The organism is Paenibacillus xylanilyticus (genome assembly GCF_009664365.1).
GTDB classification, from domain to species: Bacteria; Bacillota; Bacilli; order Paenibacillales; family Paenibacillaceae; genus Paenibacillus; species Paenibacillus xylanilyticus_A.
On record NZ_CP044310.1, the window covers coordinates 2,061,555 to 2,075,510 of the forward strand.

The following is a 13,956-nucleotide window of genomic DNA, read 5'->3' on the forward strand; positions in this document are numbered from 1 at the left end:
GCTTCCCAGTGGTTAAGCCGGAACGTGCATCCGAATTTGTACCCAAACCTGAAGTACGCCTTCCATAACGAGCATGGTTTTGACTTGGACCGTATATTGTTTTTCCCTTACCGTGTATACTTTCTGATTCAACATGATGCGTGTCATTTTGCTGTACTCATCGATATTAAACACATCACGACCGCGAAGAACCTCAAGCTCGTCCCCCAGCTTCTGCAGCATGATTTTGAGAGATGCTTCGTCCGGACCTTTGTCAGACTCTTCAGCGCGCACCTTAATTTCCTTAATGACGGTTTGCCGTTTACTGTATTTTTTCAGCGTTTTGATATCCTCCTCATTCTGATGCAGCTGGAGCTGCAACTCCTGATTGGTTAGCCAGAGTTTGTTATAACTCAGGTGAAATACACCGTTGTATACAGCGCTTCCCGCGATCATTCCCAGGACAAACACGGCTGTCATGCGCATAAGCGGGCGGTAGCGTGAAAAAGGCGGAATCCTCATGGGCTCAGTCCCGGTGCCATATTAACCCCGCCCTCCGCCGCATACCCATTTTACGAGTTCGGTTCCCATATGAGCGCCCATAAAGGCCGAGATCAGATACAAAATTTGCTTCACCGCTGGCGACAGATTGCCGTCGAGAACGTTGCTCTCAATGACACGCATCGGATCGATGGTGCCCCCAACTGCGGCTGCAAGCGCCCATATCTTGATTTTGCCGGAAATATCAAGCATCGTCTGAGTCGGAGGCTGGAGAGAGATAACAGCACCAATTCCTCCGATCATCGCGCCGCCCAGCACAATGCCAAACGCAATAAAGAAATCAAGAATGGCTTTGGATAAAAATGTGCTCACCCGCTAACACCCCTTTCAGACCCAGCAGCGCACCTCCTGTCAGTGGCCCGAAACAGGGGGAGCGGCTTGTACTCTTATTGTATGGGCGTGCCCCTGGACGATATGATAAAATAGAATAATAAAGTACGGTTGTACGTGCTGAAATTTTATTCAGTTATTGTATTCATATAGAAGAAAGATAGGCAGCAGCTGGGCTCTGAAGACAGATGCTGCAGCTATCCGCGGCGAAAGGAAGTAACGAACATGAGTTCTTTTGTGCATTTGCACGTTCATAGTGAATATAGTTTGCTGGACGGCGCTGCGCGTATTCCGGATCTCGTGAACCAGGCCGCAGATCTTGGGATGACCACACTCGCATTGACCGATCACGGCGTCATGTACGGCGCTGTTCCCTTTTATAAAGCCTGTATCGAACGAGGCATCAAGCCGATTATCGGTTGTGAGGCATACATGACCGCAGGGTCCCGCAAGGAGCGGGGCAGCCGCAAGGATCAGCCCATTCACCACTTGATCTTGCTGGCGAAGAACATGACAGGTTACCGCAACCTGATGAAATTATGCTCTATTGGGCATTTGGAAGGTTTCCATTACAAGCCACGTATTGATATGGAGAGTTTGGCGGCTCATCACGAGGGCATTATCTGCCTGAGTGCTTGTCTGGGTGGAGAAGTGCCTCAGCATTTGCTGCATGGACGGGAAGAAGAGGCCCGGCGGGCTGCGCTTCGTTATAAACATATTTTTGGTCCTGATTTCTATCTGGAGCTTCAGGATCACGGCCTCGCAGAGCAAAAAAGAGTCAATCCCCAATTGATTCGTCTAGCCGAAGAACTGGATATTCCGCTTGTGGCAACCAATGATGTGCATTACCTGTCCGAAGCGGACGCTGAACTTCAGGATGTGCTCATTTGTATCGGAACCGGGAAAACCGTTGATGATGAGAGTCGTCTTCGGATTGGTACCAATCAGCTGTATTTGAAAAGTGAGCAGGAGATGGCCCGCTTGTTCCCTCATGTGGAAGAAGCGCTGAGGAATACGGTTCGTATTGCCGAATCCTGTGAACTGCAGCTGGAATTTGGCAAGTCCATCTTGCCTGAATACAGACCGCTGCCTGAGGGGCAGAGTCCTTCTCAGTACTTGAGAGAGCTCTGTGAAAAAGGCATGGAGGAACGATATTTGAGCTCAGAACGCTGGACGGATTCGGCCCTTCGTTCCGAGCTTGATAAGCGGTTGAATTATGAACTTCAGGTCATCGACAGTATGGGCTTCTCGGATTACTTCCTGATCGTATGGGATTTTATCGCTTATGCCCATAGACAAGGGATCGTCACCGGCCCAGGCCGGGGTTCCTCGGCGGGAAGCCTTGTTGCCTATACACTGCATATTACCGATGTTGATCCGATGAAGTACAATCTGCTCTTTGAACGTTTCCTGAATCCTGAACGTATTTCCATGCCCGATATCGATATCGATTTCAGTGATGAGCGGCGGGATGAGGTTATTGATTATGTCGCAGACAAATACGGAAAAGCACATGTGGCGCAGATTATTACCTTTGGTACCATGGCTGCACGTGCAGCAGTCAGGGATGTTGGACGGGCGTTAAATGTACCTTATGGCGAGGTGGATAAGGCGGCGAAGCTCATTCCTGCCCAGCTCGGGATTAACATCCGGCGTGCCATGGAAGCAACGCCTGAACTGAAGGCTTTATATGAAACGAAGCCGAAAACCCGTGAACTGCTGGACATGGCCATGAAGGTGGAAGGCATGCCGCGCCATGCGTCCACGCATGCTGCCGGGGTCGTTATATCACGCGATCCTCTGACCGATGCTGTTCCGCTTCAGGAAGGAAGCGAGGGCACTGCGCTAACCCAATACTCGATGGAAAATCTGGAGTCAATTGGGCTGCTCAAGATGGACTTTCTCGGACTGCGGACCCTCTCCATTATTGAACGCTGCCTGCGTTGGATCGGGGAAGAAGGGCAAGTTCCGGATTTTCGATATATCGCGGACGATGATGCAAAGACGTATGAGATGCTTGGCCGTGGCGACACGATGGGCATATTCCAGCTGGAATCGGCGGGCATGCGTCGTGTGCTGAAGGATCTGAAGCCGACGGTATTTGAAGACATCATCTCCGTTCTCGCTTTGTATCGTCCGGGTCCAATGGAGTTCATCTCCAAGTATATTCAGGGCAAGCATGGACAGATTGAGGTCGATTATCCCCATGCCGATCTGGAATCCATTCTTAAGGATACGTATGGCATCATCGTCTATCAGGAACAGATCATGCAGATTGCTTCACGCATGGCGGGTTTCTCACTGGGGGAAGCAGACTTGCTGCGTAGAGCCGTGTCCAAGAAGAAACGGGAAGTGCTCGATCTGGAACGTGGACATTTCGTTCAGGGCAGTCTCAAACAAGGCTACAGCGAGGAAGAAGCGGACTTGGTCTATGACATGATCGTGAAGTTTGCCAACTATGGTTTCCCGCGTGCCCACGCCGCGGCGTATGGTGTACTGGCGTTCCAGACCGCATATCTGAAGGCTCATTATCCGGTTCATTTTATGGCTTCCATGCTGACCGCTGTTATGGGCAGTCACCGCAAGGTTGCAGAATACGTCGTGGAATGTCGTCGTATGGGAATTGAGGTTCTGCCACCTGACGTCAACGAGAGCGGCATTCTGTTTACTCCAGTCTTTGCCGTACCCGGCAAACCGGAGAACAATCTGACTGACAGGTCCGAAATGGACAATGGGAACAACACCGAAAATCATATGTATGATCATCCCGGTCAGGAAGAATATGGCGATGCACCTTTGCCGGATGACCCGGGCCCAATGCCCGAAGAAGGTGATGATTCATATGGCTGGCAAGCTTCGACCGTGATGCCTGAAGGCCTGAAACAAGAGGGGTTATCTGTAAGCGGTAGTGAAGCGTCTGCGATAAAACATGTAGATCGGGAAGAAACAGGTATGACCGGCGGAGTGGACCAGAATCAAGCTGAGGTATTTGCATCCGGTTCTATCCGTTTTGGACTGGCTGCTGTGAAGAATGTCGGCACCCAAGCCATGGAGAGTATCATGCTCGTCCGCAAGGAGCGCCCATTCGACAGTTTGCTCGATTTTTGTCGCCGTGTCGATCTGCGTGTCTGCAACAAACGTGTCATTGAATCGCTGATTCAGGCGGGGGCCTTTGACACTTTGCCGGGACACCGAGCTCAACTGCTTGCGATGCTGGACGAGACGGTGGAAGCTGCTCTGAAGTGGCGCAAGGAGCGCGAGGATCTGCAGATTCAGCTGTTTGATTTTGTTGAGACACCCAACTGGGAGATTGAATATCCACAGATTCCTGCGTATTCAGCCACTCAGCAGCTGGAGCTTGAGCGAGAATTGTTGGGTCTATATCTCTCCGGTCATCCACTTGATGATTATGAAGATGTGCTCGAATCGAGCGGGGCAGATCGGATTATGGAGCTGACCGAAGCGGCCGACGATACGATGGCCGTCGCTGCCGGGATGGTGGTGTCCGTGAAGTCGATCACGACGAAACAGGGCAAGGCCATGGCGTTCATGGAGCTGGAAGACCAGATTGAACGATGCGAAGTGGTTCTCTTTCCCGAAGTATGGCGGCGGAGCCAGCAGCATGTCGGGAAAGGCGAACTGCTCGTCGTGCGTGCCAAAGTGCAGCAGCAGGACGAAGGGTTTAAGCTGCTGGCTGAGGAAGTGGCGCCGCTCACACAGGCGGCACTGGAACAGCAGCTGCGCAGCCGCGAACGGCGCGGGAAGCCCGGCAGCGGCAGTCCTTCGCGCCCGGCGGCTCCGGCAAGGCAGCAAGCCGGTGCGGGGGCTGGAGCAGCTGCTGGAGCTGTACGCAGCAGCACAGGCGGAGGGCCGGCAACAGCGCACCGAGAGGAAGGCGCAGGCAAAGCTGAGGGGACGTCTGTATCGTCGCCTGGCAGCACCGATTCTGCCAATGGATCCGAGCAGATTCGCCGGTCTCAGGCCGTACAGCAGCGGGTGTTTGTGAAGATCACTCCACAGTCCGAGAAACCGGAACTGCTGACACGTTTGAAGCAGCTGCTCCAGCAGCATCCGGGTCCGGTTGCAACGGTACTTTTCTATGAGCAGCAGCAGAAGCTGCTCGCGTTAAGCGATGCTTACCGGATTAAACCGTCTCCAACACTATTCTCCGAGATGGAACAGATGCTGGGCGAGGGTACAGTTAAAATCAAGTAATGGCCTTGGCAGCGCCCATCGCCAAAGGAGGAACCTGTCTGGTTATGCCGGACGGGTTCTTTTGTTTGACCAAACCAAGTGAGACTTCTGCCTGGGGAGCCCCGTTTAACCCCTGGCAGAAGTCCATTTGTGTTTTTTTATGAACGTTTTGCTGGGTAGCCGCATACACTTGAGAACACCGAAGGACCTCGCGGTCCTCGGGGAGCGATGCGGGAGGTCGAGATATGTCATATGAAATCGTAGAAGCTATGCTGGCCCGGCGGGGTGTACAGATTGATGCAATCGCTGAAATTGTATATCGTCTGCAAAAAGGGTACCACCCGGAACTGACGATGGATGATTGTGTAACAAGTGTGAAATCGGTACTGCAAAAAAGAGAGGTTCAGTATACGCTGTATACGGGCATTGCTCTGGATGAACTGGCTGAAAAACGTCTCTTGCCCCAGCCGCTGCAGGCCATTATGGAAGCGGATGAATCCCTGTATGGAGTGGACGAGACTCTGGCCCTTGGCATTACCCATGTATATGGCATGATTGGTTTAACCAGTTTTGGTTACCTGGATAAAGAAAAAATAGGCGTCATTCACGATCTGAATGAAGATGGATCAGGCATTCATGTCTTCCTGGATGATCTGGTCGCCGGTCTGGCCGCCGCGGCTTCCGCACGTATTGCCCACAAAAATCTCAATGCTAAAAAATACCCTACCGATTAATCATTTCCTCCCTAGCTGCAGGACATTCAGGGCGGCAGGCGCTGCCCTGGAGAACCTGAACGTCTTATATCCCTTGCCAAAATATCAGACGAAGTGTTAAGCATATCGGTTATCCTAGTGGGACAAATGTCCCCCAAGATCCCGTTTTCTCCCCTAAGGTCCTGAACCCTTCCTTGCAGAAAAAAACGGAGGTATGGTATCATTAGTCCAATATACGGGCTCTGAACATTAGCTTAGGGGGCGGACATGGCATGTGGACGGTGATTTACATTGCACCGACAGCAAAGGTTGCGGACAAGATTAAGACCAAGCTTTCGGAAGAAGGTTTTCTGGTACAGACCCGTCCCATCAGTTTATCCAAGCAGCAATTTGAGATTCGCGTCCCTTCTGGGGAATTGGAAGAGGTCCAGGAAGTGCTGAATTCAATTCTGCATTCCTGATTTGATTCAACATCAGAGGTGCCTTGGCGAAGAAGAAAGTACCATCGGTACATAAGGGGCTGACCGCGCAAGCGGAGAGAGGAATCGACTTGCATGTATTGTATGCTGCTGTCCTTCCTTCTTTTTTTGTTAGGCTATGGACTGACCAGGCTGCTCCCGGAGACCCTACCGAGACAAGTTCAAGTATTTCGCGCAACAATCTTTCGGTAATACAGGTAACATCAATCGTGCTGATAGAAGCCACTGATTCTTGCCTTATGCCGGCGGATTTTTTTGTTGTGAATGCCTGGACAAGGCCCATTGCAGCGTGTGGGTCGTAAACGGTTCACCGCAGTACCTCTGTAGAAGTCGCTTTTCGCGATGTACTGCAGGGTGCGGCTATAAAATCAACGGCTGGAGAGGTGTAGTTGTGTTCAAAGATATATTCCAGAAAAAACGGAAGTACGCTACCATACCTTCCGAGCGTGCGGTTCGTGGCGAAGGCCAGGAAGTCGTAGAACGTCCAAAGCGTGAAATCCCTGAAGGACTTATGAACAAGTGCAGCAAATGCGGCACGATTCAATATAGCAAGGAATTGGAGAAAAACCTGAAAGTATGTCCTGCTTGCGGCTATCACATGCGCCTGAATGCCATGGAGCGTATTGCCATGGTTTTGGACGAGCAAGGCTTTGTTGAGCTGGATGCCGACATGGTTTCCGTGGATCCGCTTGGTTTTCCGGGATACAGCAGCAAGCTGGAGCAGCAGCGTCTAAAATCAGGACTGAAGGAAGCTGTAATTACAGGAGAAGGAACCATTGAAGGTTTACCTGTGGTTGTTGCTGTCATGAGTTTTGATTTCTTCACAGGCAGCATGGGTTCTGTTGTAGGGGAGAAAATTACTCGTGCTGTAGAGCACGCAACGGAGAAAAACTTGCCCCTGATTATATTCTCGACCTCTGGTGGAGCGCGGATGCAGGAGAGTATCCTCAGCTTGATGCAGATGGCCAAAACAAGTGCGGCACTAGCTCGTTTGGATGAGCAGGGAGGACTTTATATTTCGGTCATCACGGACCCGACCACAGGTGGGGTATCAGCGAGTTTCGCCAGTCTGGGCGATATCAATATCGCTGAACCAGGTGCCGTATTTGGTTTTGCCGGCCGAATTGTTATTGAGCAAACCATTCGTCAGAAGCTGCCTGAGGATTTCCAGACGGCAGAATTTAATATGCAGCATGGTCAGTTGGACTTGGTGATTCACCGGAAAGAACTTCGTACGACCCTTGCCAAGCTTCTGGATATGCACAGCGAAAAAGGAGGGGTCTAAATGGCGGGTGAGTTGCCATATGAAGCGCCTCTGGTTGAGATGCGCAAAAAGATTGAGGAGCTTGTACAGTTTGGACAGGAGAAGGGCATTGATTTCACTGATGAAATCGCCCGCCTGGAGGAGCGTTATCATAGACTTGAAGAAGAGATTTATTCCGGCATAACCGCAGCTCAGAAAATGCATCTGGCGCGTCATCAACAGCGTCCAACTGCACTTGACCTGATCCAGCTGATTTTTACCGATTTTATAGAGCTTCATGGTGATCGGATGTTTGGCGACGATCTGGCCGTCGTTGGCGGCCTTGCGAAACTGAATGGAAGAACGGTAACTGTCATCGGACAACAGCGGGGGAAAGATACGAAGGATAATATCGCCCGCTTTTTCGGGAGCGCGCATCCGGAAGGTTTCCGCAAAGGACTGCGGCTGATGAAACAGGCGAACAAATTTGGCCGTCCAATTATTACATTTGTTGATACTAAAGGAGCCTATCCGGGTAATACTGCAGAAGAGAGAGGTCAATCGGAAGCCATCGCCCGTAACCTGCTTGAAATGGCGAAGCTCACGGTGCCTGTAATTGTTGTGGTTATCGGCGAGGGTGGAAGCGGCGGCGCACTCGCCTTGGCTGTAGGCAATCGAGTACTCATGCTGGAGCATGCCATTTATTCAGCGATCTCTCCGAATGGTGCAGCGTCCATCCTGTGGAAGGATGCGTCCAAGGCAGATCAGGCAGCGGAAGCGATGAAGATCACAGCCAAGGATCTGCTGGAGATGGAAGTTATCGAGGAAATTGTTCCTGAACCACGTGGTGGTGCGCATCGGGATTATGAAGGTGCTGCAGCAGCGATCAGCGAAGCTCTTGTTCGTCATCTGGAAGAGATGAAAGGCTGGAGCGGGGATCAGCTGAAGCAGGATCGGTACGAGAAATTCCGCAAAATCGGATCGGTTACGTTCGAATCTCCAACACCACCGGCCCCAGTTGAAGCTCCGGAGGAGCCCGTTCGAGTGGATGCAGTGAATAATTTGTCGGGAAATGCAGAATGATGTGACGAATTTCCTATACAAAAGAACGAAAGTATAGTAAATTTAATAGTTGGAAAAAGAAAAAAGACATATACAGAGAGACCTTTTAAAATCGGAGGAAACCTAAAATGCGCAAAACGAAAATTGTATGTACAATCGGTCCATCCAGTGAATCACTGGAGAACACCAAAAAACTGATTATGGCCGGTATGAACGTGGCCCGTCTGAACTTCTCCCACGGTGATTTCGATGAGCACGGCGGACGGATCAAAGCGATTCGCCAAGCATGCGAAGAGTTGAACAAAACCGTAGCAATCCTGCTGGACACCAAAGGACCGGAAATTCGGACAGGTAAACTCGAAGTTGAACCGATTGAACTGGTTCAGGACGAGTACATCACTTTGACAACAGAAGAAATTCTGGGAACCAAAGAACGTCTTTCCATTACGTATGCAGATCTTCCAAATGATGTTGAGCCAGGATCTACAATTCTGATCGACGACGGTCTGATCGGACTGACTGTGGTGGAAGTGCAAGGCACCGAGATCAAATGCCGTATCGTGAACGGCGGAACGATCAAAAGCAAAAAAGGTGTTAACGTTCCAGGCGTTGCCATTTCTCTGCCGGGTATCACTGAAAAAGATGCGAACGATATCGTATTTGGTATCGAGCAAGGTATCGATTTCATCGCGGCTTCTTTTGTTCGTAAAGCAAGTGACGTGCTTGAGATTCGTGAACTGCTTGAGAAACACAATGCTGGACATATCCAAATCATCTCCAAAATTGAGAACCAACAAGGCGTAGACAACCTGGATGAGATCCTTGAAGTGTCTGATGGCTTGATGGTAGCTCGTGGTGACCTTGGTGTGGAAATTCCTGCGGAAGAAGTACCATTGGTACAAAAACGCATGATCGAAAAATGTAATGTTGCAGGCAAACCGGTTATTACAGCTACACAAATGCTGGATTCCATGCAGCGCAACCCACGTCCAACTCGTGCGGAAGCAAGTGACGTTGCGAATGCGATCTTCGACGGAACAGATGCAATCATGTTGTCTGGTGAGACAGCTGCGGGTAAATACCCGGTTGAATCCGTTCTGACAATGTCCCGTATCGCTGAAAAAGCAGAGTCCGCTCTGCCTTATCAAGAGCTGTATCTGAAACAACGTGTTGCACAACAAACAACCGTTACAGAGGCAATCAGCCAATCCGTTGCGCTGTCCGCTCAAGATCTGAACGCAAAAGCGATCATCACTTCGACTGAGTCTGGCCATACGGCTCGTATGGTTTCCAAATACCGTCCTGAAGCTCCAATCATTGCTGTGACTACGGAAGATAGAACTTCCCGTCGTCTTGCACTGGCTTGGGGTGTAACACCGGTGAAAGGCAGACGTTGTGACTCAACGGATTCCTTGTTCGAGAATGCAATCGAAGGCGGTTTGAAATCCGGAATCGTCAAAGAAGGTGATCTGGTTGTCATCACTGCGGGTGTACCTCTGGGTCGCTCCGGTTCTACCAACCTGATCAAAGTTAGCCAAATTCCAAATAACGCTTAATTGAACGATTAAGTTTTAGATGGATCAAAACAGGAATGAAGCAATGGGGCATTTGTCCCGTTGCTTTTTTCCATCTTTATGAGACTTTTCACGGAATAAATACGTATAAAGGGTAGACCCAAGGAGGCGGGTAACATGCAAGAACAGCACCATGGAAACTGGTATGCGGCACGTCTGCGTGTGCGCTATCAAGAGAGTGATCAGATGGGTGTGGTCTATCACGCCAACTATTTGAATTGGTTTGAAATCGGTCGAACCGAGATGATTCGCCAAATGGGGTATACATATCGTAAAATGGAGGAACAGGGGCTACTGCTTCCCGTAACTGGACTGGATGTGAAGTATCATAAGCCTGCAAAGTATGATGATGAGGTTATGGTATTCACCCGAATTGTTGCATTTAGTGGTCTGCGATTAAATTATGAGTACGACGTTAGACGCATGACCGAAGACCTTACTGTACAATTCGGCATTGGAGAGCAGGTATGGGCTTCTGATGAATCGCTTCCGGGAGAACGACTGGTAACAGGCTCTACCCAGCATGTGTGGGTGAATGGAGATTGGAAGCCGGTAAGACTGGATAAAGCCGCCCCTGAGCTCTACAGCGCACTGGAGAAAGTGTGGCTCTCAGGAAAGGAGTAATTGGTAATGCGAAAATGGATGTGGGCTATATTATTATTCGTTCCGGTTATTGAACTGTTTGGATTCATTCTGATGAGTGACTGGATCGGAGCCGGGAAGACCTTGCTTCTCATGATTCTCACGTCCTTGATTGGTATAGCGATGCTGCAGTTTGAAGGGCGAAAAGTACTCGTCGATGCCAAAACCGAGATGGAACGCGGTAAAGTGCCTGGACGGAAAATGGTAGACGGACTTTTTATTTTTGTGGGTGGTTTCTTGCTGTTGATTCCGGGGTTTGTTACGGATATCATCGGATTTACCCTTGTATTTCCGTTAACACGTGCTGTGTACCGCTTATTTTTCCTAGGTTGGCTTGAGAAAAAAATGAAAAACGGCAGCATCACATTCTACCGCCGTCGCTAATATGGTGTTGATTCATTATTAAAGGCTCCTTCGCGCAGATCTTTCCTGCAGGAGGAGCCTTTTTGATGTATTAAAAAATGTACAAAAGCTATCGTACCCGGCCATTGATGATGTACGTTCTCAGGTCGCGCAGCACATTCGCACGATTGAAGGCATCGAGGATGACCAAGCTGACTGGACCGATGATCAGGCCGAGTACGCCAAAGAGCTTCAATCCTACAAACATGCCCACCAGTGTCGCAAGTGGATCCAGACCTACACTGCTTGCCAGCACCTTTGGTTCAATGATCTGTCTCGCAATCAGTACGATGAGATAAACGACCGAAATACCAATCCCCAGATAGAGGTCTCCGTTCATAAACAGGTATGCTGCCCACGGAACCATGACCAGTCCAACGCCAAGATAAGGCAGAAGATCAACCAGACCGATTAGCAGAGCTATGGTGAAAGCAGACTTCACCTGTAAGATGAGCAATCCAATCATGACAAATACCGCAGTTATGGAAATCATGATTAACTGAGCACGAGCATAGCCGAACAATGCTTTCTTTAAGTCGTTCCATATGTCCGTAATCGGTTTGCGGATTGAAGAAGGCACCCATCCCGAGACGGTAATGCCGTGGCGGGTCCAGCTTTTGCTAATAAAGAACGTGGAGAGCAGAACGACAATTAATACCGCTCCCATGTTGGGAAGCGAGGTCAGCAGACCCAAAATCATATTGAAAAATCCGGTAACCAGATCGCTGACAGCCGTACCTACCGTTTCGGTTGTTTTGCTGATATTGCTGTTGATCGTTTCCTGGTAGTTAGGATTTTCCTTATAAAATTCATTAATCTGTCCGATCAGGTTTTGGATCGTATCGTTTTGGGTCCAGCGGACAAAGGTTTCCTTGATCTCGTCCACATGCAGGTCAAAACTCGTGGTAAGTGATATCACTTCTTTTACCATCCGGGTTACTGCTGCGGAAAGGATCACAACGATTGCCCCGAAATAGACAATCAATGAAAGGGTCACAGCTAACCAGCGTGGAAAGCGGGCTTTGTCCTGAAGCAGCTTCACCAGCGGATTCATCGCATAAGCGATAATCCATGCGATGACAAAGGGGTATAGAAGCGGGAACAGCAAGTATATGGCAAAGGCGATCAGAACGGTCGCAATAATGACCCACAAGCCGCGCAGCAGGCGTTTCATAATAATTCTGTCCAAACGTCACGTCTCCTTCTAACAATTTCGATCAGCATAGAAGCTATCTAGTTAATATAGAGCAATTGCAGCGTTTTGAAACGTTTGATTGGCCTGCTAAGGAGCTTTTATTTCTTTTGCCTAGAGTATGCCAGAACACACGGATATATAGCAATATTCATCGTGCAGGCGCACAGAATTATATAAATAGGATAAAATGTCAACCTTGTTTTTGTAAAGGCTTTCAAAAATGATTTATAGGCGTGATAAAGAAGTTTGATGTGCGAATGGCCTTTGGTGATGTTCACATAACCGACAAAATCCAGTATGATGTTATAAGGAAATACCGATTGACAGATAAGAAACCCGAATTTTGACGGTTTTACTATTTTATGAATTGTAAATGTTTTCAACACCAATTATTATGCTTTTCTAAGAGCTTCATCATGCTTTGTGGTTTCTTGATTTCGTTTATTAAAGGAGAGATGTAATATGACAGCTACCAAAGGTCTGGAAGGCATCGTTGCAACAACCTCTTCGATCAGTTCCATTGTAGACGGTGTACTTACATACCGTGGCTACAATATTGACGATTTGGCTGAACATGCAAGCTTTGAAGAAGTTGCTTATTTGCTGTGGTTCGGCAAATTGCCCAATACGGATGAATTGAAATCCCTTCGTAAAAGCCTGAGCGATTACGCGCCGATTCCGAGCGAGTTGATTGCACAAATCCGATTGTATCCGAAAAACATGAGTACCATGGCAGCACTGCGTTCTGCAGTATCCGCTCTGGGACTGTATGATGAGCAGGCTGACGAGATGACAGCTGAAGCTAATGAAAATAAAGCGGTCAAGTTGCAAGCTCAATTGCCAACCATCGTGGCAGCCATCGCCCGCATCCGTCAGGGAAAAGAGCCTGTGGCTCCTAAAGAAGGCGCTTCCATCGCTGAGAATTTCCTGTACATGATGACCGGTGAAGAACCTTCCGATACGGCAGTTAAAGCGCTGGATCAGGCTCTGGTTCTGCACGCGGATCATGAACTGAATGCTTCGACGTTTGCAGCACGGGTAACCGTAGCTACGCTCTCCGACATTTATTCAGGCGTAACTTCCGCTATTGGCGCACTGAAGGGACCCCTGCATGGTGGTGCGAACGAAGCCGTCATGAAAATGCTGAATGAGATCGGCACGCCGGATCGTCTGGAAGCAGCGATCCAGGAGAAGCTGAACAATCGTGAGAAAATCATGGGCTTCGGACACCGTGTATACAAAAATGGTGATCCACGTGCCAAACATCTGCAGAAGATGTCCAAAGAGCTGGGCAGCATGAACAATGACACCCGTCTTTATGAGATGTCTGTGAAGATTGAAGAACTGGTTACCGGACAAAAAGGGCTAAAGCCGAACGTGGATTTCTATTCCGCTTCCGTGTATACCCAGCTGGGTATCGAACAGGAACTGTTCACGCCGATCTTTGCCATCAGCCGGGTATCCGGATGGACAGCTCATATTCTGGAGCAGCTTGCGGATAACCGCATTATTCGTCCGCGTGCAGAATATACAGGTCCAACGGATCAGCGTTACATTTCAGTTGAGCTTCGCTAATAGACGG

The 13,956-nt window shown here is 49.4% G+C and carries 12 protein-coding genes; 9 read left to right on the forward strand and 3 right to left on the reverse strand.

What is annotated here, in order from left to right:
• Positions 1–12 precede the first annotated feature (12 nt).
• Together F4V51_RS09390 and F4V51_RS09395 are read right to left on the reverse strand one after the other, a co-directional pair.
• Positions 13–501, reverse strand: coding sequence for a sporulation membrane protein YtrI (locus tag F4V51_RS09390; protein ID WP_095359015.1), 489 nt, complete (start codon positions 499–501; stop codon positions 13–15).
• Between the two features lie 21 nt (positions 502–522).
• Positions 523–852 (reverse strand): YtrH family sporulation protein, encoded by a 330-nt coding sequence (locus tag F4V51_RS09395; protein ID WP_095288133.1) that lies wholly within the window; start codon positions 850–852, stop codon positions 523–525.
• Positions 853–1,095: 243 nt separating this feature from the next.
• Between F4V51_RS09395 and F4V51_RS09400 the strand changes: the two genes are divergently transcribed.
• The 8 genes from F4V51_RS09400 to F4V51_RS09435 all read left to right on the forward strand — a co-directional run bounded on the left by F4V51_RS09400 (position 1,096) and on the right by F4V51_RS09435 (position 11,161).
• A complete protein-coding gene (locus F4V51_RS09400; RefSeq protein WP_153977771.1) occupies positions 1,096–5,085 on the forward strand; it encodes a DNA polymerase III subunit alpha in 3,990 nt (1,329 codons plus the stop codon).
• 224 nt (positions 5,086–5,309) lie between these two features.
• Positions 5,310–5,798, forward strand: a complete 489-nt coding sequence (locus tag F4V51_RS09405; RefSeq protein ID WP_095288131.1) for a phosphatidylglycerophosphatase A family protein — start codon at positions 5,310–5,312, stop codon at positions 5,796–5,798.
• Between the two features lie 251 nt (positions 5,799–6,049).
• Complete coding sequence (locus F4V51_RS09410) at positions 6,050–6,238, forward strand: hypothetical protein (protein WP_017689496.1); 189 nt, start codon at positions 6,050–6,052, stop codon at positions 6,236–6,238.
• A 409-nt stretch (positions 6,239–6,647) separates the two neighbouring features.
• Entirely contained in the window at positions 6,648–7,541 is an 894-nt protein-coding gene (accD, locus tag F4V51_RS09415; RefSeq protein WP_095288130.1) for an acetyl-CoA carboxylase, carboxyltransferase subunit beta, read from the forward strand.
• Positions 7,542–8,582, forward strand: coding sequence for an acetyl-CoA carboxylase carboxyltransferase subunit alpha (locus tag F4V51_RS09420; RefSeq protein WP_153977772.1), 1,041 nt, complete (start codon positions 7,542–7,544; stop codon positions 8,580–8,582). It abuts the gene before it with no gap.
• Positions 8,583–8,689: 107 nt separating this feature from the next.
• On the forward strand, positions 8,690–10,117 hold the full coding sequence (gene pyk / locus F4V51_RS09425) for a pyruvate kinase (protein ID WP_095288128.1): 1,428 nt from the start codon (positions 8,690–8,692) through the stop codon (positions 10,115–10,117).
• A gap of 135 nt (positions 10,118–10,252) precedes the next feature.
• Positions 10,253–10,759 carry an acyl-CoA thioesterase gene (locus F4V51_RS09430; RefSeq protein WP_153977773.1) on the forward strand — a complete coding sequence of 169 codons (507 nt, stop codon included), beginning with the start codon at positions 10,253–10,255 and terminating at the stop codon, positions 10,757–10,759.
• Entirely contained in the window at positions 10,760–11,161 is a 402-nt protein-coding gene (locus F4V51_RS09435) for an FxsA family protein (protein ID WP_153977774.1), read from the forward strand.
• Between the two features lie 88 nt (positions 11,162–11,249).
• Here the strand turns inward: F4V51_RS09435 and ytvI are convergent, their stop codons facing one another.
• Positions 11,250–12,368, reverse strand: coding sequence for a sporulation integral membrane protein YtvI (gene ytvI, locus F4V51_RS09440; RefSeq protein ID WP_127536527.1), 1,119 nt, complete (start codon positions 12,366–12,368; stop codon positions 11,250–11,252).
• A 468-nt stretch (positions 12,369–12,836) separates the two neighbouring features.
• On the opposite strand from ytvI, the gene citZ reads away from it, so the two are divergent.
• Positions 12,837–13,949 (forward strand): citrate synthase, encoded by a 1,113-nt coding sequence (gene citZ, locus F4V51_RS09445; protein WP_153977775.1) that lies wholly within the window; start codon positions 12,837–12,839, stop codon positions 13,947–13,949.
• Positions 13,950–13,956: the final 7 nt, after the last annotated feature.

Excerpts from the sequence above, each read along its gene's own strand:
- F4V51_RS09410 (WP_017689496.1), top strand. The coding sequence starts at position 6,050 with ATGTGGACGGTGATTTACATTGCACCGACAGCAAAGGTTGCGGACAAG.
- F4V51_RS09430 (WP_153977773.1), top strand. The coding sequence starts at position 10,253 with ATGCAAGAACAGCACCATGGAAACTGGTATGCGGCACGTCTGCGTGTG.
- F4V51_RS09390 (WP_095359015.1), bottom strand. The coding sequence starts at position 501 with ATGAGGATTCCGCCTTTTTCACGCTACCGCCCGCTTATGCGCATGACA.
- pyk (WP_095288128.1), top strand. The coding sequence starts at position 8,690 with ATGCGCAAAACGAAAATTGTATGTACAATCGGTCCATCCAGTGAATCA.
- F4V51_RS09420 (WP_153977772.1), top strand. The coding sequence starts at position 7,542 with ATGGCGGGTGAGTTGCCATATGAAGCGCCTCTGGTTGAGATGCGCAAA.
- citZ (WP_153977775.1), top strand. The coding sequence starts at position 12,837 with ATGACAGCTACCAAAGGTCTGGAAGGCATCGTTGCAACAACCTCTTCG.
- F4V51_RS09405 (WP_095288131.1), top strand. The coding sequence starts at position 5,310 with ATGTCATATGAAATCGTAGAAGCTATGCTGGCCCGGCGGGGTGTACAG.
- F4V51_RS09400 (WP_153977771.1), top strand. The coding sequence starts at position 1,096 with ATGAGTTCTTTTGTGCATTTGCACGTTCATAGTGAATATAGTTTGCTG.